Source organism: Acidovorax sp. GW823-FHT05D11 (genome assembly GCF_058795695.1).
Genome location: NZ_CM179502.1, coordinates 970,341 through 989,419, shown reverse-complemented (window position 1 = coordinate 989,419; position 19,079 = coordinate 970,341). Strand labels below are relative to the sequence as shown.

General features: G+C 67.8%; 15 protein-coding genes, 1 tRNA gene and 1 other RNA gene. 14 read left to right on the top strand and 3 right to left on the bottom strand.

From position 1 onward, the window contains the following. Positions 1 to 125 precede the first annotated feature (125 nt). A complete protein-coding gene (locus tag AC3RCE_RS04540; protein WP_369641418.1) occupies positions 126 to 830 on the top strand; it encodes a glutathione S-transferase N-terminal domain-containing protein in 705 nt (234 codons plus the stop codon). Positions 831 to 862: 32 nt separating this feature from the next. Here the strand turns inward: AC3RCE_RS04540 and AC3RCE_RS04535 are convergent, their stop codons facing one another. Then, the gene (locus AC3RCE_RS04535) at positions 863 to 1,747 is read right to left on the bottom strand and encodes a LysR family transcriptional regulator (RefSeq protein WP_218293278.1); all 885 of its coding nucleotides are present in this window, start codon (positions 1,745 to 1,747) and stop codon (positions 863 to 865) included. A 105-nt stretch (positions 1,748 to 1,852) separates the two neighbouring features. On the opposite strand from AC3RCE_RS04535, the gene AC3RCE_RS04530 reads away from it, so the two are divergent. The 6 genes from AC3RCE_RS04530 to AC3RCE_RS04505 all read left to right on the top strand — a co-directional run bounded on the left by AC3RCE_RS04530 (position 1,853) and on the right by AC3RCE_RS04505 (position 9,472). After that, the gene (locus AC3RCE_RS04530; RefSeq protein WP_218293277.1) at positions 1,853 to 3,055 is read left to right on the top strand and encodes an MFS transporter; all 1,203 of its coding nucleotides are present in this window, start codon (positions 1,853 to 1,855) and stop codon (positions 3,053 to 3,055) included. A 64-nt stretch (positions 3,056 to 3,119) separates the two neighbouring features. Then, positions 3,120 to 3,935 carry a 2,5-didehydrogluconate reductase DkgB gene (gene dkgB, locus AC3RCE_RS04525; protein ID WP_492254627.1) on the top strand — a complete coding sequence of 272 codons (816 nt, stop codon included), beginning with the start codon at positions 3,120 to 3,122 and terminating at the stop codon, positions 3,933 to 3,935. Positions 3,936 to 3,982: 47 nt separating this feature from the next. Beyond that, a complete protein-coding gene (locus AC3RCE_RS04520) occupies positions 3,983 to 5,644 on the top strand; it encodes an MBL fold metallo-hydrolase (RefSeq protein WP_492244345.1) in 1,662 nt (553 codons plus the stop codon). A gap of 157 nt (positions 5,645 to 5,801) precedes the next feature. After that, on the top strand, positions 5,802 to 6,587 hold the full coding sequence (locus tag AC3RCE_RS04515) for an rRNA pseudouridine synthase (RefSeq protein WP_218293274.1): 786 nt from the start codon (positions 5,802 to 5,804) through the stop codon (positions 6,585 to 6,587). Between the two features lie 256 nt (positions 6,588 to 6,843). Next, positions 6,844 to 8,112 (top strand): YjgN family protein, encoded by a 1,269-nt coding sequence (locus AC3RCE_RS04510; protein WP_370628418.1) that lies wholly within the window; start codon positions 6,844 to 6,846, stop codon positions 8,110 to 8,112. A gap of 124 nt (positions 8,113 to 8,236) precedes the next feature. Continuing rightward, positions 8,237 to 9,472: a M48 family metallopeptidase gene (locus tag AC3RCE_RS04505; RefSeq protein ID WP_492254626.1), complete on the top strand. Its 1,236-nt coding sequence runs from the start codon at positions 8,237 to 8,239 to the stop codon at positions 9,470 to 9,472. A 77-nt stretch (positions 9,473 to 9,549) separates the two neighbouring features. On the opposite strand, the gene rnpB is transcribed toward AC3RCE_RS04505, so the two are convergent. After that, positions 9,550 to 9,989, bottom strand: an RNA gene (gene rnpB / locus AC3RCE_RS04500) — RNase P RNA component class A. A gap of 249 nt (positions 9,990 to 10,238) precedes the next feature. Next, positions 10,239 to 11,873 (bottom strand): RNA repair transcriptional activator RtcR, encoded by a 1,635-nt coding sequence (rtcR, locus tag AC3RCE_RS04495; RefSeq protein ID WP_492254625.1) that lies wholly within the window; start codon positions 11,871 to 11,873, stop codon positions 10,239 to 10,241. A 338-nt stretch (positions 11,874 to 12,211) separates the two neighbouring features. On the opposite strand from rtcR, the gene AC3RCE_RS04490 reads away from it, so the two are divergent. From AC3RCE_RS04490 to cysK, 7 genes are all read left to right on the top strand, one after another. Further along, positions 12,212 to 12,284: transfer RNA gene (locus tag AC3RCE_RS04490), tRNA-OTHER, on the top strand. Between the two features lie 305 nt (positions 12,285 to 12,589). After that, positions 12,590 to 13,732 (top strand): slipin family protein, encoded by a 1,143-nt coding sequence (locus AC3RCE_RS04485; protein WP_492254624.1) that lies wholly within the window; start codon positions 12,590 to 12,592, stop codon positions 13,730 to 13,732. Positions 13,733 to 13,766: 34 nt separating this feature from the next. Further along, entirely contained in the window at positions 13,767 to 14,507 is a 741-nt protein-coding gene (locus AC3RCE_RS04480) for a hypothetical protein (protein ID WP_492254623.1), read from the top strand. Between the two features lie 8 nt (positions 14,508 to 14,515). Continuing rightward, positions 14,516 to 15,757, top strand: coding sequence for an RtcB family protein (locus tag AC3RCE_RS04475; protein WP_492254622.1), 1,242 nt, complete (start codon positions 14,516 to 14,518; stop codon positions 15,755 to 15,757). A gap of 5 nt (positions 15,758 to 15,762) precedes the next feature. Then, positions 15,763 to 16,506 carry an abortive infection family protein gene (locus AC3RCE_RS04470; RefSeq protein WP_492254621.1) on the top strand — a complete coding sequence of 248 codons (744 nt, stop codon included), beginning with the start codon at positions 15,763 to 15,765 and terminating at the stop codon, positions 16,504 to 16,506. Between the two features lie 54 nt (positions 16,507 to 16,560). Continuing rightward, positions 16,561 to 17,610, top strand: coding sequence for an RNA 3'-terminal phosphate cyclase (gene rtcA, locus AC3RCE_RS04465; RefSeq protein ID WP_492254620.1), 1,050 nt, complete (start codon positions 16,561 to 16,563; stop codon positions 17,608 to 17,610). A gap of 155 nt (positions 17,611 to 17,765) precedes the next feature. Beyond that, positions 17,766 to 18,683 (top strand): cysteine synthase A, encoded by a 918-nt coding sequence (gene cysK / locus AC3RCE_RS04460; protein ID WP_369641408.1) that lies wholly within the window; start codon positions 17,766 to 17,768, stop codon positions 18,681 to 18,683. Positions 18,684 to 19,079 lie beyond the last annotated feature (396 nt).

Genomic DNA, 19,079 nt, shown 5'->3' with positions numbered 1-19,079 from the left:
CCCACCCCGCCAATGAACCCCGGCCTGCACCGGTTTTTCCGCCGGTTTAGGCTGTGCCGTGTGGCGGCCCGCCCGCGCGCCGGCCGCCGCCTCCCCAACCCCCCCATTCGCCAACGAGGACCCGCATGCCCGATCTCGCCAGTTTTCCCATTACCCGCAAATGGCCCGCCCGGCACCCGGAGCGCATCCAGCTGTACTCGCTGCCCACGCCCAACGGCGTGAAGGTGTCGATCGCGCTGGAAGAGCTGGGCCTGCCCTACGAACCGCACCTGGTGAGCTTCGAGACCAGCGACCAGACCTCGCCCGAGTTCCTGTCGCTCAATCCCAACAACAAGATCCCGGCCATCCTGGACCCGAACGGGCCCGACGGAAAGCCCCTGGCGCTGTTCGAATCCGGCGCCATCCTGGTGTACCTGGCGAGCAAGACCGGCCAGCTGATCCCGCAGGACACGGCCGGGCGTTACGAGGCCCTGCAGTGGGTGATGTGGCAGATGGGCGGCGTGGGCCCGATGTTCGGCCAGCTCGGTTTCTTCCACAAGTTCGCGGGCAAGGACTACGAGGACAAGCGCCCGCGCGACCGCTATGTGGCGGAGTCCAGGCGCCTGCTCAAGGTGCTGGACGAGCGCCTGAAGGGCCGCCAGTGGGTGATGGGCGAGCAGTACACCATCGCCGACATCGCCATCCTGCCCTGGGTGCGCAACCTCGTGGGCTTCTACGGCGCGGGCGATCTGGTGGAGTTCGGTCAGTTCAAGGAAATAAAGCGCGTGCTGGAAGCCTTCGTGGCGCGCCCGGCCGTGGCCAGGGGGCTGAACATCCCGGCGCGCGGCTGAGCAGGCCCTGGCTGCAGGGGCCGTGGCACCGGTCAGCCCATGCGCTCCTGCAGAAAATCCAGGAAACACGCGATGCGCGCGGCCAGCTGCGTGTTGCGGTAGTACACGGCGCTCACGGGCTGGCGCACGTCCGCCGTGTCCCTGGCCAGCACCTGCACCAGATCGCCGCGCGCGCGGTCGGCGGCGGTCATGAAATCCGACAGGCACACGATGCCCGCGCCCTGCAGCGCGAGCTGGCGCAGCGTCTCGCCGCTGGACGCGGCGATCTCCGGCACGGTGGGCCACTCGTCGCCATGCGCGCCGCGCAGGGGCCAGCGGTTGAGCGATTCCGGCTGCGTGAAGCCCAGCAGGGTGTGCCGCGCCAGGTCTTCCACCGCCCGCGGCCGCCCCCGGGCGGCCAGGTAGGCCGGGCTGGCCAGCACGCGGATGCGGCTGGTGCACAGCGGGCGCGCGTGCAGGGTCGAGTCGCGCAGGTGGCCTATGCGGATGGCCACGTCGGTGCGGCGCTCGAGCAGGTCGATGTTCAGCTCGTCCGTGTCCAGCTCCAGCGTGATCTGCGGGTAGGCCGCGCGGAACGCCGGCACCAGCGGCACCACGGCGTGCAGCATGAAGGGCGTGGCCGCGTTCACGCGCAGGCGGCCCGCGGGCTGCTGGCGGCGCGCGGCCATGTGCTCCTCGGCATCGTCGATGGACGCCAGGATGGCGCGCGTGCGCAGCAGGAAGGCCTGCCCCTCCTCGGTCAGCGCGGCGCGGCGCGTGGTGCGGCGCAGCAGCGTGGTATCGAGCTTCTTCTCCAGCCGCGCCAGCGCCCGGCTGATGCCCGAGACGGTCTGCCCCAGCTGGTCGGCCGCCGCCGTGATGGAGCCGCCGTCCACCACGGCCACAAAGGCCTGCAGTTCTTCGAGCGTGGTTTTCATGGGCCTCCATTGTTGACTTCGGATCAAGTATCTATGGAGCGTAACGGTATTTTTCTGCAAGACTGAAGCGCCCACACTCCTTCCCATGTCCACAGGAGTGTTTCCATGCCCATTGCCTTGCTCGCGCTGACGCTCAGCGCTTTCGCCATCGGCACGACCGAGTTCGTGATCGTTGGCCTGCTGCCCACCGTGGCGGCCGACCTGTCCATCAGCATCCCCTCGGCGGGCCTGCTGGTCAGCCTGTACGCCCTGGGCGTCGCCGTGGGCGCGCCCGTGCTCACCGCCCTCACCGGCCGCGTGCCGCGCAAGGCGCTGCTGCTGTCGCTGATGGCGCTGTTCACCGCCGGCAACCTGCTGGCCTGGCAGGCGCCCAGCTACGAAACGCTGGTGGCCGCGCGCATCCTCACCGGGCTGGCGCACGGCGTGTTCTTCTCGATCGGCTCGACCATCGCCACCGGCCTGGTGCCGCGCGAGAAAGCCGCCAGCGCGATCGCCATCATGTTCACCGGCCTCACCGTGGCGCTGGTCACGGGCGTGCCGCTGGGCACTTTCATCGGCCAGCATTTCGGCTGGCGCGAGACCTTCCTGGCCGTGTCGGCACTGGGCGTGGTGGCCTTCATCGGCAGCGCGATCTTCGTGCCGCGCAACATCGCCCACACCCCGCCCGCCTCGCTGGTGCAGCAGGCCAGGGTGCTGGCCGAGCCGCGCCTGCTGCTGGTGTACGCCAAGACGGCCATCGGCTACGGCGGCACGTTCATCCCGTTCACCTTCCTCGCCCCCATCCTCACCGACATCGCGGGCTTCAGCGCCGGCGCCGTGGGCTGGGTGATGCTGGTGTACGGCGTCTCGGTGGCGGTGGGCAACATCTGGGGGGGCCGCCTGGCCGACCGGCTGGGGCCCATCCCCGCGCTGCGCATCATCTTCGCGCTGCTGGCCGCCGTGCTGCTGCTGCTGCAGTTCACCGCGCCCCACCCCTGGCTGGCCCTGGCCACCGTGCTGCTGTGGGGCGCCGTGGCGTTCGGCAACGTGCCCGGGCTGCAGGTGTATGTGGTCAAGCAGGCCGAGCGTTTCACGCCCCAGGCGGTGGACGTGGCCTCGGGCCTGAACATCGCGGCGTTCAACCTGGGCATCGCCGGCGCCGCCTGGGCCGGGGGCCTGATCGTGACGCACCTGGGCCTGATGCACACGCCCTGGATCGGCGCCCTGGTGGTGCTGGTGTCCCTGGCGCTCACGCACTACAGCGGCGTGCTGGACCGGCGCAGCGGCATCCCGGTGCGCGGCAGCGGGCCGGTGCCCGTGGGGCACTGAGCAGCCCACGCCCCCTCAACTCTTTCTGTCCCACCCCTTTTCTTGCTTCGTTTCAGGAATCGCCATGACTTCTTCCCCTTCCCTTCCCGCCTTCGGCCTGGGCACCTTCCGCCTCCAGGGCCAGGTCGTCATCGACTCGGTGCGCAACGCGCTCGACCTGGGCTACCGCGCCATCGACACGGCGCAGATCTACGGCAACGAGGCCGAGGTCGGCCAGGCCATCGCGGACAGCGGCGTGCAGCGCGGCGAGCTCTTCATCACCACGAAGGTCTGGACCGAACACCTGGCGGGCGACCGGCTCGTCCAGAGCCTGAAGGACAGCCTGGCTAGGCTGCGCACCGACCAGGTGGACCTCACGCTGATCCACTGGCCCTCGCCCGGCGGCGCCGTGCCCGTGGCCGAGTTCATGGGCGCGCTGGCCGAGGCCCAGGCCCGGGGCCTCACGCGCCTGATCGGCGTGTCGAACTTCAATACCGCCCTGCTGCGCGAAGCCATCGCGGCCGTCGGCGCCGACCGCATCGCCACGCACCAGATCGAGCTGCACCCCTATCTGCAGAACCGCGCCGTGGCGGACTTCGCGCGCAGCCAGGGCATCCACACCACCTCGTACATGACCCTGGCCTACGGCAAGGTGCTGGGCGACCCGGTGCTGGCGGACATCGCGCGGGCCCACGGCGCCACCACCGCGCAGGTGGCGCTGGCCTGGGCCATGCAGCTGGGGTATGCCGTGATTCCCTCGTCCACCCGGCGCGACAACCTGGCGAGCAACCTGAAAGCCCGGCCGCTGCGGCTGACCGGCGAGGACATGGCACGCATCGCCGCGCTGGACCGCGGCGAACGGCTGGTGAACCCCGAAGGCCTGGCGCCCGCCTGGGACTGAACCGCCCCGCCCGTGCGGGGCGCGCCGCGCGCCTCGATAATGGCCCGATGCCCCGCACCACCCAACAACTGCACCCCCACCGCGAACCTGTTGCCACCCGCCCGGCAGCCACCGTGCTGCTGCTGCGCGATGCGCAGGGCGAACCGGGCGGACTGGAAGTCCTCATGACCCGGCGCTCGGCCACGGCCAGCTTCGCGCCCGGGGCCTACGTGTTCCCGGGCGGGGGCATCGACGCGCTGGACGCGCAGGTGCACGCCGCCGCCGACCGCCGCCCCACGCAGAGCGACCAGCACCTCACGCAGGCCATCGCCGCGATCCGCGAAAGCTTCGAGGAGCTGGGCATCCTGCTGGCCCGCCATGCCGATGGGCGCATGGCCGACGCACGGGACATCGCCGCCATCGACCGCCAACAGCCGCTGGCCGCCCAGTGCGGCGCGCGCGGCCTGCGCCTGGCGGCCGACAGCGTGTACCTGCTGGCCCACTGGACGGCCGACCGCGACCTACCGCGCCGTTTCGACGTGCCGTTCCTCGTGGCCCGCATGCCCGAGGGCCAGGAGCCCGTGGCCGACGAAACCGAGCAGTTCGAGCCCGTGTGGGTGCGCCCGGCCGATGCGCTGGCGCGGCACGCGGCGGGGCAGTTCTTCATGATCTTTCCCACCATCCGCACGCTGCAGCGGCTCGCCCTGTTCGCCAGCGCGCAGGCGGTTCTTGACGCCCTGGCCGATGAAAAGCCGCTGTGGGTGAGCTGCCCGCGCGCCGGCACGCTGGCGGGCCAAGAGGCGCGCTACATGGAAGGCGACGCCCCCTTTGGCGAGCTGGCCCTGGTGTGCCCCGACGGCCAGATCGTGCACGCGCTCGACTGGCAGACCGACCGGCCCGTGCCGCTGCTGCGCAACGTGCAGCGCCTGACCGCGCCCAACCCCGGCGTGATGACCGGGCCCGGCACCAACAGCTACCTGGTGGGCGACCCGGCCACCGGCTACATCGCCATCGACCCGGGCCCGGCCGACGCGGAGCACCTGGACAGGCTCTGGCGCGCCGCCGGCGGCGACATCCGCACGATCGTGTGCACCCACTCGCACCCCGACCACTCGCCCGGCGCCGCGCCGCTGCAGGCGATGTGCACCCGGGCCGGGCGCAGCGCCCCCCCCATCCTGGGCCTGCCATCGGCCCCCACGGCGCGCGCTGCCAGCGCATTCACGCCCGACCGCTTGCTACAAAACAATGAGCTGCTCACGCTGGAAGGACAAGCGCCAGAGGGCAAAATCACCCACACCCTGCAGGTGATCCACACCCCGGGCCACGCGGCCAACCACCTGTGCCTGCTGCTCGTGGAAGACGCCCTGCTGTTCAGCGGCGACCACATCCTCAACGGCAGCACCACCGTGGTGGACCCACCCGACGGCAACATGGCCGACTACCTCGACTCTCTGGACAAGCTCGATGCGGTCTGCGCCGCACATGGCGTGGAGTTCATCCTGCCCGCGCACGGCTATGTGCTGGGCGACGCGCGCGGCGCGATCGCCAGGCTCAAGGCCCACCGCCTGGCGCGCGAGGCCAAGGTGCTGGCCGCCATGCAGGCGCTGCCCCAGGGCAGCGTGGACGACTGGGTGCAGCATGCGTATGACGACGTGCCCCCGCGCATGTGGCCCGTGGCCCAGCGCTCGCTGCTGGCGCATGTAGAGCGAATAAGAATGCTCGCCCCCTGAGTCGCCTGCGGCGCCTTCCCCCATCCGGGGGACGACGCCCTCGCTGCGGGGCGGCCTTGCTTGGCGTCCCTGGCGGAGAGAGCGCCCGCTGCACGCGCCACGAACAACAAGAGGCGTGCCCACACAATCCATCCAACAAAGAAAGCCGCCCCCACCCATGAATGACAAAAACCCTGACCCCACCCACATCCGCCTGGCCAAACGCGTGGCCGAGCAACTGAACTGCTCGCGCAGCACGGCCGAGCAATTCATCGAAGGCGGCTTTGTGAGCGTGGACGGCCAGGTGGTGGAAGCCCCGGGCGCGCGCGTGCGCCCCGACCAGGCCGTGGCGGTGGCCAAGGACGCCAGCCTGCTGGAGCTGACCCCGGTGACCTTGCTGCTGCACAAGCCGGTGGGGTTTGAAGCGGGCCTGGGCCTGCCCGCCGGGCCAGCGGCGCACGCCAGCCGCAGCCAGGGCGCCACGGCCGCCAGCACGCTGCTGGGCGCTGCATCCCACCTGGCCGAGGACGCCTCGGGCATCCGCGTGCTGCTGCGCCATTTCAGGCAGCTCGAATGCTTCACCCCGCTGCCCACCGAGGCCAGCGGCCTGGTGGTCTACACCCAGGACAAGCGCATCGCGCGCAAGCTGGCGGAAGACATCGAGTCGCTGGAGCAGGAATGCATCGTCGAGGTGAAGGGCGATATCGCACCGAACGGGCTGCAGCGCCTGTGCCACGGCCTGTCGTTCAACGGCCGCCCGCTGCCGCCCATCAAGGTGAGCTGGCAAAGCGAGACGAAACTGCGCTTTGCGCTCAAGGGCATCCGCCCCGGCCAGATCCCGGCCATGTGCGACGCCGTGGGCCTGGCCGTGGTCGCCTTGAAGCGCATCCGCATCGGCCGCGTGCCGCTGGCCAAGGTGCCCGAGGGGCAGTGGCGCTATCTGCAGCCCTGGGAGAAGTTCTGACTCCCCCTGAGTCGCCTTTGGCGCCATCCCCCTGAGGGGGACGCACCCGGTGGCCTGGCAAAGCCAGTTCCACGGGTGCGCTGGCAGAGGTGCGCCAGTTGCCGGCGGCGGGGCGGGGCGGGCCGAACCACCGCCAGAACGATTGCTACCAAAAACATAGCTATCAGCGCTTGATGGAAAGGCGCCAGAGGCCCATCTGGCTCGATATTTTTTCCACAGACCGCTGCTACACTGCGCCACAAACAGGAGGGAGTCCATGAGCCAAGTTCCATCAGACAGAGACGGCGCCGCCGGGCCGATGTCCACGTTCATGCCGCAGAACATCGACGCGCATCCGCTCGAATTCACCGGCAGCGGCGGCGAGTATTTCCGGGTGTGGATCGTCAACGTGCTGCTGTCCATCGTCACGCTGGGCATCTACACCCCCTGGGCCAGGCGCCGCACCGCGCAGTACTTCTACAGCCACACGCTGGTGGCGGGCAGCCCCCTCGAATTCACCGCGCAGCAGCGCAAGATGGTGATGGGCTTCGTGCTGCTGGTGCTGCTCACGCTGGCCTACAACATCGCCGCCAATACCGGACAGGACGCGGCCGTGGGCGTGTTCCTGCTGACCGGCGCCGTGCTCTCGCCCCTGATCTGGGGCAGCGCCATGCGCTTTCGGCTCGGAGCCACGCGCTGGCGCGGGCTGCGCCTGCAGTTCACCGCCAGCTGGAAAGAGGTCTACATCGCCAGCTGGCCCATGTTCGCGCTGGCGCTGGTGTGGTTCGGCGTGTTCTTCGGCATGCAGGTGCTGTCACCCGGACTGGCCGAGGCGCTCCAGGCCGCCGAGGAAGAAACCACCAAGCGGTCCCTGCCCGCCTTCACCCCCGCCATGGGCGGCCTGCTGCTGCTGGGCCTGGTGCTGACGGTGCTGTGCTTCATCCGCCTCGAATACAACTACAAGAGCCTGCTGGTGCTCAAGGCCCAGGTGGGCGCAGAAAAAGGCCGCTGGAAGCCGGTGTACATGGATTTCGTGAAGGTGTGGCTGGCCACGGTGGCCGTGTTCATCCTGTGCGTGGTCGGCATCTCGGCGCTGATCGGCATCCTGGCGGGCAGCTCCATCGCGCTGGTGGCCAGCCAGAGCGACCGCATGGGCCTGTGGCTGTTCGTGGTGATCATCGTGTCGATCGTGGCGGGCATCTTCATGCTGATCCTGGCCTCGGCCCCCGCCCGCGCGTACCGCGAGGCACGCATGTTCCAGCTGATGTGGAACAACACCGGCGTGAGCCACGTGGCACGGTTCAAGTGTCACCTGAAGAGCGGGCGCTACGTGTGGCTGCGCATCAAGAACATGCTGCTCACCCTGCTCACGCTGGGGCTGTACCGTCCGTTTGCGCGGGTGAGCGAATACCGCATGAAATGCGAATCCGTCACCCTGCATGTCAAGGGCGGCGTGGAACAGGTGGCGGGCGCCATGGTGCGCCAGCAGCAAGGCGGCCTGGGCGATGCGCTGGCCGATGCGGCGGGCCTGGACCTGATTGGATAGCGGGTAGAGGGCATCCCCCTGAGGCGCTTCGCGCCCCGGTGCGTCCGGCCAGGGCGGCCGCTCGCCCGTGCCGCCGCCAGTTTCACCGGCCCCGGGGCCACCTACAACGTGATGGATGACTGACATGAACGACCCCCTTCACGCTGCATCCCTCGTGCCTGGCCGCTGGTTCGACGGCCAGAGCAGCAGAGCCCGCCCCGTGATGGTGGGCCTGCGCCCCACGCCGCGGGGCCCGTCGCTGGTGCTGCACCCGCTCTCGCAGCCAGGCGCCGCGCCGGCCGTGTTCGCCTGCAAGGATGTGGGCTGGCCGGAGGCCTGGAACGAGCGCAAGCCCCAGCCCCGCGTGGTCGTGGACCTGCGGGACCACGGCAGCCTGGAGATCGATGCCGTGAACGACTGGCGCGCCGCCCTGGCCGCCGCTGGCGAACGCCCGGGCCTGGCCCAGCGCATGCAGACCCGCTGGCCCGTGCTGCTGGGCGTGGTGGCGGTGGCGGCCATCGGCCTCACGCTGTTCTACCGCTACGGCACCCCCTGGGCCGCCACGCAGCTCACGCGCTTTGTACCCCTGTCCTGGGAAACCAGCGTGGCCGAGAACGTGCTGCGCCAGATGGACGGCGGCACGCTCAAGCCCAGCAAGCTCCCCAGGGAGCGGCAGGAGCAGCTCAAGGCGCGCTTTGACGCCCTGGTGCAGCACACACCCCCCGGCCTGCGGCGCTACCCCGGCTACCAGCCTCCCCTGAGCCTGGAATTCCGCTCGGGCATGGGCGCCAACGCCTTTGCGCTGCCGGGCGGCAAGGTGGTGATGACCGACGGCATCGTGAAGGCCGCCGCCGACAAGGGACTGGACGACAACGCGCTGGTGGGCGTGCTGGCGCACGAAATCGGCCATGTGGTGCAGCGGCACACCACGCGCATGGTGGTGCAGCAGGGCGTGCTCAGCATGGGCCTGGGGCTGGCGCTGGGCGATGTGTCCGGCATTGTCTCCACCGGTGCCTCGGTGCTCACGGGGCTGGCCTACAGCCGCAGCCACGAGCGCGAAGCCGACTGCTACGCCATCGCGGTGATGGGCCAGGCAGCCCTGCCCACGGCGCCCATGGGCCAGCTGCTGCTGGCCATCGCGAAGGATGAAGAAGAAGCAGAAGAGGAAGAAGACAACAAGAAAAAGGAGAAAGCAGGCCAGGACCAGGCGGCCACAGCGGCCGAACCCGGCGCCAGCAGCCCGGAGCGCTCGCGCAAGCGCAAGATGGCGGAAGACATGGCGTCGCACCCGGTCTGGTCGCTGCTCAGCAGCCACCCCGACACCGTGGAGCGGGCCACGGAGCTGGAGAAGGGGCATGCGCCCCACTGCGCGAAAGGCTGAGCGCGCCGTGGCGTGCTCCGCGCCGGGCACGACCGGCACATCAGCGCCTACATCAGGCTGAGGCTGGGGGAAATAAAGTGTGAAGCGCGCCGATAAGCCGGATTCTGTGCACCACGGTTGCCCGCAGTGTGACCGCCATTAATCTGGGCCGGGTGTCGCCACCACGGCTCGGTGCTACCTACCCGCCAGCTCTGCGGAACCACATCAACGCTGGCCTACTTGGTATTGCTGCGCGTAGAGATTGCCCGTTTCACCCCGAGCGGGCTTGCCCGCTCGGGGTGGCTGTTCGGACCCGGCTTGCGCCGGGTTCGGACAGCTCTCGCTGTCCTCTCGCCAGCTTGCGCTGGCGCCTCACAGAACACTCCGTGGCAGGTAGTTTCCACCCGGACTCGTCTCTGTTGCTCTGATCCTCACCTCACGGTGGGCAGCCGTTAGCTGCTACGCTGTCCTGTGCAGTCCGGACGTTCCTCCAGTGCCTGGTTTCCCAGATTGCACCAGCGGCGGTCTGGCGCGCTTCACGGGGTGGATTATCCTAGAAACGGCAGTTGAATGCGCCCGTCAGTGCCGTGATCGGTGCGTCAGGCAAGGCGAGACGACGCTGCAGGCTCTTGCCTGCAAGGAGGAGCAACGCCGCATGGCACGCCGAGCGCGGTGCTGGCGGGTGTATAGCGTGCCCATCCAACCAGTGAACGCCATCGAAGCAGCACATACCTGACTTCAGATGGCAAGTTGAAGGAAACCAAGCGGTCAACTGCCGTTTCTAGGATTACTGCCCAGAGGCACTCGCGCGATCCCAGTCGAGGCCAAAACGCGCCAGGTACTTGCGCAGCCGGTCCGCATCGTTGACCACCGTGCGCTGCGTGCGCGAGGCCTGGAACAGCTGGCGCCCCGCGTCCGACAGGGTGCGGGCCTGGCGGCACACCTGCAGCACGGCCGCCAGTTGCAGCTGGTCGAACAGGTCCAGGGCGTGCACCGCTTCCTCGCCCAGCAGGTCCGCCAGATCGCCGCGGCCCACCGCGCCGGGCATGGACGCCAGACCGCTGCGCGCATCGCTGGCGGGCTGCCACAGCCAGCGCAGGCGCGCGATCTCGGCCTCGACCAGGGGCAGGCCGATGCGGCCGCTGTCGGCCAGCGTGGCCAGGCGCGTGACGCTGGCCGAGAGGTCGCGGAAGTTGCCCGTCCACAGCGCCTCGGGCGACTGGGCATAGCGCAGGTAGGCCGCGCGCGCCTCGTTGGAAAAGCGCACGCCGCGGCCCAGCTCGGCGCCTGCGCGGGCCAGCTGGTGGTCCACGTTGGGCTCGATGTCCTCGGGCCGCCGCGCCAGGCCCGGCAGCACATAGCTCCAGAGGTTGATGCGCGCATACAGGTCTTCGCGAAAACGCCCTGCCGTCACCTCGGTGCGCAGGTCGCGGTTGGTACCCGCGATGAGCTCGAAGTCGCTGGCCACCTCGCGGTCGCTGCCCAGGGGGTAGAAGCGCTTTTCCTCCACCGCCTTGAGCAGCATGGCCTGCTCATCGAGGCCCAGTTCGCCGATCTCGTCGAGGAACAGCACGCCCTTGTGCGCCGTGCGCAGCAGGCCCGCGCGGTCGGCCGCCGCACCGGTGAAGGCGCCTTTCTTGTGGCCGAACAGCGTGGACGCCGCGCCGTCGCCATGCAGCGTGGCGCAGTTCACTTCCACGAACTCGCCCTCCACCTGGTGGCGCGACTTCTTCAGCTCGAACATGCGCCGCGCCAGGTGCGACTTGCCCGCGCCCGTGGGCCCGGTGAACAGGATGGGCGCACGCGAGCGCACCGCCACGCGCTCCACCTCGTCGATCAGCGCGTTGAAGCGCGCGTTGCGCGTGGCGATGCCGCTCTTGAGGAACTGCACCGCGTCCTGCTGCTCGGCGCCGAAGCGCTGGGCGATCCCGTCGTAGCGCGACAGGTCCAGGTCGATCAGCGTGTAGCTGCCCGGATCGCCCATCTGCTGGCGTTTGGGCGGCGAGGTCTGCGCCAGCACGCCTGGAATGCGGCGCGATTCCACCAGCAGGAACAGGCAGATCTGCGCCACGTGGGTGCCGGTGGTGATGTGCGTCCAGTACTCCTCGCGCCCGGTGTCGAAGCGGTAGGCCTGCGCCCAGTCAAACAGCCTGGCATACACCTCGCCAAAGTCCCACGGGTCGGCAATGGGCAGGGGCGCCAGATTCACCGTGGTCTCGGGCGAGGCGATGGCCATGTCGGCGCGCACCTGCTGCGCCAGGTCCTGATGGGGCGGCGTGTAGAGCAGCTCCAGCCGCTCGATCACCACGTCCTCATGCTGCACCAGCGACACCGTGGGGCGCCACTTTTCCCACCGCCCCGCGCCCCTGCCGGCGTCGAGCTGGGTGCCCAGGAAACCGATGACGACTTTGTTTTTGCGCATTCCATTTATCTATTCAACTAGCTTTCATTCTAGTTACTTCATGCACCTCGAATAGACCAAAAAACAATCGAAGAAATTTCCCCTTACAAATCAACGACTTGAAAGAAATCGAACCACAAGCCACAGGCTGGCACGCATCTGGCAATAAAGAAGACATCCAGCGCAAGCGGTGACCGCTCACAGGCCGGGGTTAGGACACACGTTCGCCCCGCCGGTGCAGGGAATCCGGAGCCTCAGGGCTCTTGTCGATTCCCCGCATGCCGCACGCCGCAAACGCTGGGTAACGGCACGGCCGTGGTAGCCATCCCGCAAGGGATGCCTGGTTCGACTCCAGGCGTGCCTCCATTGGTAGCTCATTGGTAGAGCAACCCCGCAAGGGGTCTGTTGCAGGTTCGATTCCTGCCCAAGGCCGCAAGGCCAGCACTTGGAAGTAACGGTCGAAAGACCACCCGCCGAACGCGGGGAGTTGCCCCAGGGTGGCGTTTTTTGGGAACGCCACCGCAAGGCAAGGCCCCGTCAGCCGGTGGCGGTTTGTGCCAGCACCCGGCACGGCCCGCGCCCGCAGCCAGCCACGCTGCCGCCCTGCTTGCAGGGCAGCAGCCACGGCGCACTGCAAGGCCCGAGGTTGTGCCCCCTGGCACCCCGCCATCGCTGTAACGGCACCCTGATTGCAATGACAGCGAAGTAACGACAACGACAGAACAAGGAGAAGAAAAATGACGAAGTTGATCCAACGCACCACCGTGAAGAAGAACGAACGCGCCCTGCTGCTGCGCAACGGCAGCTTTGACCGCGTGCTCCACAGCGGCACGCACTGGCTGTTTGCCGGCATGGACCAGCTGCGCGTGGAGACCTTCGCCCTGGAGCAACCCGCCTTCACCCACGGCCTGGCCGACTACCTGATGGCGCAGGAACCCGCCGTGGTGGCGGCAGAGTTTGTGCAAGTGAACCTGTCGGAACAGCAAGTAGGCCTGCGCAGCGAGAACGGCGTGCTGGTCGAGGTGCTGCCGCCCGGCACGCGCCGCCTCTATTGGAAAGGCCTGGTGGAGGTGAGCGTGCAGGTGATCGACCTGCAGGCAGGCCCCGAGCTGCCCGCCGCCCTGGTGGCGCGCCTGACGCAAACGCAACTGCGCCAGCGCAGCGTGGCCGGATTGACCGGCGTGCTGCAGGTGCAGGTGCCCGAGGGCCAGTGCGCGCTGCTCTCCATCGACGGCAAAGTGGATCGGCTGCTGCCTGCAGGCGCCTACGCGTTCTGGAAGTACGGCCGCACCATCGCCGTGGAGCTGGTGGACCTGCGCCTGCAGGCCGTGGAGGTCTCGGGCCAGGACATCATGACCCGCGACAAGGTGAGCCTGCGGCTGAACCTGTCTGCCACCTTTCGCACCACCGATGTGCTGCGCGCCTTCGCCCAGCTGCAAAAGCCCGCCGACTACCTGTACCGCGAGCTGCAGTTCGCGCTGCGCGCCGCCGTGGGCACCCGCACGCTCGATGAGCTGCTGGAGAGCAAGACGGTGATCGACGACGTGGTGACCGCGCACATGGCCGCCAAATTGCAGCCCTTCGGCATGCAGCTGGAGAGCGTGGGCGTGAAGGACATCGTGCTGCCCGGCGAGATGAAGGCCATCCTGACCCAGGTGGTGCAGGCCCAGAAGCAGGCCGAGGCCAACGTGATACGCCGCCGCGAGGAAACGGCTGCCACGCGCTCGCTGCTCAACACGGCGAAGGTGATGGAGGACAACCCCGTCGCCCTGCGCATGAAAGAACTGGAGACGCTGGAGCGCGTGGCCGAGCGCATCGACAAGATCTCGGTGTTCGGAGGCCTGGACCAGGTGCTGAACGGCCTCGTGAAGATGCGCTGAGAAAAATGGAAAAAATGGAAAAGCAGGAACTGCCATGAAAAACAAGAAACTGACAGCGAGAGCAAAGCGCCTGCAGCGGGACACCGCATCCGCCACCTGCGCATCCGTCGGCCTGGACCCGGCGGTGTACAGCGCGGCCTTGCGCTACCTCTTCGACCGCCCCGTGCCCGACAAGAGCGGGCAGGAGTGGTATTGGCTGATCGACGAGCCGGAGTTCGACGCCACGCCACTGCAATGGACACACATCCAGACCGTGCTGTTCGCCAACGCGGGCACCGACCTGGCGCCCTACAGCGACGAGCAGGTGGGCATGGGCCTGAACCATGTGATGAGCAACAACGCGGGCGACATCCCGCACATGGCGAACGACCCCTCGGTGCCCTTGTCCGACGCGATGCGCATGATGCGGGCCCTGCCCACCTTGTGGCGCGACTGCCTCGGCCCGCGCCTGGACACCGGGCCGAGCCCCATCGGGAGCCGAAGCGACCGCCTCTACTTCGTGAGCTACATGTGGTTTGACGTGTGGCCCACGTTCTGGAACGCCAAGGACATCCCTGAATGGCGCGACGCGATGTGGCAGGTGTTCTGCGAGATGCTGGCGATGCCGTTCAGGGCCGCACAGGAGTCCGCATTGCACGGGATCGGCCACGAGGGCGTGCGCCTGAAGCGGCCCAAGGAACTGCAGGCGCACATGGACGCCTTCATCCGCCAGGTGAAGAACGACGACGAACTGAAGAACTACGCCCAGGCCGCAGCGCGCGGAATGGTGCAATGAACAACAAAATGCGAAAGAACAATATGACCAACAACAACTACGAACAATACGAAGTGCCGAACGGCGTGCCCGTGAAGATGTGGACGAACGGTGTGCCCGTGGAAGAAGAAGCCCGGAACCAGCTGCGCAACATCGCGCGCCTGCCCATCGTGTTCAAGCACGTGGCGGTGATGCCCGACGTGCACCTGGGAATCGGTGCCACCATCGGCTCGGTGGTGCCCACGCTCAAGGCCATCATTCCCGCCGCGGTGGGGGTGGACCTGGGGTGCGGAATGATGGCATGCAAGACCACGCTGACCGCCAGCGACCTGCCCGACAACCTGGCCGGTGTGCGCGCCGCCATCGAGCGCGCCGTGCCGGTGGGGATGACGCCCAAGCGCTTTGGCCGCGACAAAGGCAGCTGGGATACCCCGCCCGCCGAGACAGATCGCGCCTGGGCTGCGCTGGTGGACGAGTTCGAGGAAATCTGCGAGGCGCACCCGCGCATCAAGAACACCAACAACTACAAGCACCTGGGAACGCTGGGAACGGGCAACCACTTCATCGAGATCTGCCTGGACGAACACCAATCCGTGTGGGTGATGCTGCACTCGGGCTCGCGCGGGGTGGGGAACGCCATCGGCACCCACTTCATCGAGCTGGCCAAGAAGGACGCCGAGATGAACCAGCGCAACCTGCCCGACAAGGACCTGGCGTACTTCGAGGAAGGCGCGCGGTACTTCGGCGACTACGTGAAGGCCGTGGGGTGGGCGCAGAAGTTCGCCGCCGCCAACCGCGAAGTGATGATGGGCCGGGTGATTGCCGCGCTGCGCAAGGTGATCACCAAGCCGTTCGAGACGCACGTGGAAGCCGTGAACTGCCACCACAACTACGTGCAGCGCGAAACGCACTTCGGGCAGGACGTGTTCGTGACCCGCAAGGGCGCGGTGAGTGCCGAGCAGGGCAAGCTGGGGATCATCCCGGGGAGCATGGGGGCCAAGAGCTTCATCGTGCGCGGAAAAGGCCACCCCGAGAGCTTCAACAGCTGCAGCCACGGCGCGGGCCGCACCATGAGCCGCACCAAGGCCAAGAAGATGTACACCGTGGCCGACCAGATCGCCGCGACCCAGGGCGTGGAATGCCGCAAGGACGCCGACGTGATCGACGAGATCCCGATGGCCTACAAGGATATCGACGCGGTGATGGCGGCGCAGCAGGACCTGGTGGAGGTGGTGTACACGCTCAAGCAGGTGGTGTGTGTGAAGGGGTGAAAAGCATGAACGTCTACAAAGAGCAGGTGGAAACACTCCAGAACCTGATGATTTCACGAGCAACCGGCAACGACGAAAACGACGCCGACTATGTGAGGCTCAGACAGGTCGTGTTGTCCGAGACGCGATTTGACTCACTGGTTCCAAGCTTCGTGAGAACCTGCCGAAGCCTGCCCCAGTTTTGGCAATTTGTAAAAGGCAAATACGCCAAATATGCCGAGCGAAGAGACTACATATGGGGCGAGTTTCGCCCCCTTTTGGAGAGGATTGAATCAGATCAGGACTATCCCGCCGATTCATTGGTCTCTGGAGCCGTCGAAAAAATGAACTCAGCGTACGCCCAAGCGATATGGTCGAAGGCACTTGATCGGAGGGCGGCCGATCCAGAGGGTGCTATCACACTGGCTCGAACACTTCTTGAGTCGGTATGTAAGCAAATTCTTGACGAGTGCAACGTTGCGCATGACGACAACCCAGACATGAACAAGCTGTATCGGCTCACAGCAGAGGAGCTGCGAATAGCGCCATCCCAACACACCGAACAAGTTTTCAAACAAATCTTGGGGGGGTGCACGGCAGTCGTTGAGGGCCTAGCAGCGCTTCGGAATCGCTTGGGCGATGCCCACGGAAAGGGGAAAGTAGGCATTCGACCTGCAGCGAGGCATGCAGAACTGGCAGTCAATCTCTCAGGCGCGCTAGCTATCTATTTACTTGCTACGTATGAAGCCCGCAAGGATGTGCCGACTTAACGTGATCGGCTTCAAACGATCCTTGATGGAAAAACAAAAAACTATCTCACGAAGATGCACTCACTCACCCTCGACGGCTCCACCGGCGAAGGCGGCGGCCAGATCCTGCGCACCGGCCTGGCCCTTTCCATGGCCACCGGCCGGCCGCTGCACATCACGCGCATCCGCGCCGGGCGGCCCAAGCCGGGACTGATGCGCCAGCACCTGGCCTGCGTGCAGGCGGCCACCGCCGTGTGCGGCGGGCAGGCCGAGGGGGCGGAGCTGGGCTCCCAGACGCTGCGGTTCACGCCGGGCGCGGTGCGTTCTGGCGACTACCGCTTTCAGATCGCCACGGCGGGCAGCTGCCTGCTGGTGCTGCAAACGGTCTTGCCCGCGCTGATGCTGGCCGACGGCGAGAGCCGTGTGCAGCTGTCGGGCGGCACGCACAACCCGATGGCGCCGCCGTTTGACTTTCTGGAACGGGCGTTTGCGCCGCTGGTGCGGCGGCTGGGGGTGGGGCTGGATCTGCAGTTGCAGCGGCGGGGCTTCTACCCCGCCGGGGGCGGCGAGGTGCTGGCGCACATCACGCCCCCAGCCCAGACCCTGGCCCCGGTGGACGTGCTGGAGCGCGGCACGCTGAAGACCGGGTGGGCCGATGCGCTGGCGCCCGGCCTGGCCCGCAACATTCCCTACCGGGAGCTGGAGACCCTGGGCCAGCGGATGGGCTGGACCTTTGAAGCAGGCCAGTTGCGCCAGCCGCCCACGCGCCAGAACGAGGGGCCGGGCAATGCGCTGATCGCCACGCTGGAGTACGAGCACGTCACCGAAGTGTTCTGCCAGCTGGGCGCGCGCAGCTTGTCGGCCGAGCAGGTCGCCAAGCGGCTGGTGGACGAGGTGCGCGCCTACCAGCGCAGCACGGGCGCCCTGGGCCCGCACCTGGCGGACCAGTGGATGCTGCCGCTGGCCCTGGCGGTGTGGCGCAGCGGGCAAGCCGCGCGCTACACCTGCACCGAGGTGACGCAGCACACGGCCACCAATGCGCAGACCATCGCGCTGGGCCTGCCGGTGCGGGTGCAGACCACGCCGGTGGACGAGGCCATGCGGGTCGAGATCACACCGGCGTAGCCCGCCCCCCGGGCCCGCCGCGCGGCCGGGGCCGGGGACAACCCCTGCCGGCCGCCCGCAACCCACAGGCCCCGGCATATCCATATCACCCAGACAGCAGAACAAGTGGTTCAGAATGCGCGTCACACCCCTCTTTGCACCTCACAGGAGACGCCATGAAAGTTGACAACATTCTGCAAACCATCGGCCACACGCCCCACGTGCGCATCAACCGCCTGTTTGGCCCGGCGGCCAACGTGTGGGTGAAGTCCGAGCGCAGCAACCCCGGCGGCTCCATCAAGGACCGCATCGCGCTGTCGATGGTGGAAGACGCCGAGAAGTCCGGCGCCCTGCAGCCCGGCGGCACCATCATCGAGCCCACCTCGGGCAACACCGGCATCGGCCTGGCGCTGGTGGCGGCCGTCAAGGGCTACAAGCTCATCCTGGTGATGCCCGACAGCATGAGCATCGAGCGCCGCCGCCTGATGCTGGCCTACGGCGCGCAGTTCGACCTGACCCCGCGCGAAAAGGGCATGAAGGGCGCGATCGCCCGCGCACAGGAGCTGCAGGCGCAGACGCCGGGCTCGTGGATTCCCCAGCAGTTCGAGAACCCCGCCAACATCGACGTGCATGTGCGCACCACGGCGCAGGAGATCCTGGCGGACTTCCCCGACGGCATCGACGTGCTGATCACGGGCGTGGGCACGGGCGGCCACATCACGGGCGTGGCGCGGGTGCTCAAGGCCAGGTTTGCGAACCTCAAGGTGTTCGCGGTGGAGCCCACGGCATCGCCGGTGATCTCGGGCGGCGCGCCGGCGCCCCACCCCATCCAAGGCATTGGCGCGGGGTTCATCCCCAAGAACCTCGACACCAGCCTGCTCGACGGCGTGATCCAGGTCGATGCCGAACCCGCCCGCGAATACGCACGCCGCTGCGCGCGTGAAGAAGGCATCCTGGTGGGCATTTCGTCGGGCGCCACGCTCGCCGCCATTGCGCAGAAGCTGCCCGAGCTGCCTGCGGGCGCCAAGGTGCTGGGCTTCAACTACGACACGGGCGAGCGTTATCTGTCGGTGGAGGGGTTCCTGCCTGCATAAGTTGCCCCCCGAGGCGCAACCGCTTGGTGCCACCGCCAGAGGCGGTGTCTCTTCGATGCCGTCCAAGCCTGCGCAGGCAGGCTTGGAGCCGCGGCGTCTCAGCCCCCAGGGGGACGCACCCGGTGGCCTGGCAGAGCCAGTTCCACGGGTGCACTGGCCTGGGGCGCGCCAGTTTCCAAGGTGCTGCGGGGCGGCCGGCCCCTGGTGCCAGCCCTGAACCCAGCACGTAGCCAAGGCACGGGTTCAGGGCCGAAAGCCTTTTTCGGCCAGCGCAGCACACACCCACGGCCAGCCGTCCTACAGCGGCGGCGCACTGCGGCCCCAACAATCGTTTCACCCTTCGGCCCGCCCCTGGCGGCGCCCCGCGCCGGAGGGCCCCACAACGATTGTTTGCCC

Bases quoted from the DNA above. Each gene is read 5' to 3' on its own strand.
- AC3RCE_RS04540 (WP_369641418.1), top strand. From the start codon at position 126: ATGCCCGATCTCGCCAGTTTTCCCATTACCCGCAAATGGCCCGCCCGG.
- AC3RCE_RS04535 (WP_218293278.1), bottom strand. From the start codon at position 1,747: ATGAAAACCACGCTCGAAGAACTGCAGGCCTTTGTGGCCGTGGTGGAC.
- AC3RCE_RS04530 (WP_218293277.1), top strand. From the start codon at position 1,853: ATGCCCATTGCCTTGCTCGCGCTGACGCTCAGCGCTTTCGCCATCGGC.
- dkgB (WP_492254627.1), top strand. From the start codon at position 3,120: ATGACTTCTTCCCCTTCCCTTCCCGCCTTCGGCCTGGGCACCTTCCGC.
- AC3RCE_RS04520 (WP_492244345.1), top strand. From the start codon at position 3,983: ATGCCCCGCACCACCCAACAACTGCACCCCCACCGCGAACCTGTTGCC.
- AC3RCE_RS04515 (WP_218293274.1), top strand. From the start codon at position 5,802: ATGAATGACAAAAACCCTGACCCCACCCACATCCGCCTGGCCAAACGC.
- AC3RCE_RS04510 (WP_370628418.1), top strand. From the start codon at position 6,844: ATGAGCCAAGTTCCATCAGACAGAGACGGCGCCGCCGGGCCGATGTCC.
- AC3RCE_RS04505 (WP_492254626.1), top strand. From the start codon at position 8,237: ATGAACGACCCCCTTCACGCTGCATCCCTCGTGCCTGGCCGCTGGTTC.
- rtcR (WP_492254625.1), bottom strand. From the start codon at position 11,873: ATGCGCAAAAACAAAGTCGTCATCGGTTTCCTGGGCACCCAGCTCGAC.
- AC3RCE_RS04485 (WP_492254624.1), top strand. From the start codon at position 12,590: ATGACGAAGTTGATCCAACGCACCACCGTGAAGAAGAACGAACGCGCC.
- AC3RCE_RS04480 (WP_492254623.1), top strand. From the start codon at position 13,767: ATGAAAAACAAGAAACTGACAGCGAGAGCAAAGCGCCTGCAGCGGGAC.
- AC3RCE_RS04475 (WP_492254622.1), top strand. From the start codon at position 14,516: ATGCGAAAGAACAATATGACCAACAACAACTACGAACAATACGAAGTG.
- AC3RCE_RS04470 (WP_492254621.1), top strand. From the start codon at position 15,763: ATGAACGTCTACAAAGAGCAGGTGGAAACACTCCAGAACCTGATGATT.
- rtcA (WP_492254620.1), top strand. From the start codon at position 16,561: ATGCACTCACTCACCCTCGACGGCTCCACCGGCGAAGGCGGCGGCCAG.
- cysK (WP_369641408.1), top strand. From the start codon at position 17,766: ATGAAAGTTGACAACATTCTGCAAACCATCGGCCACACGCCCCACGTG.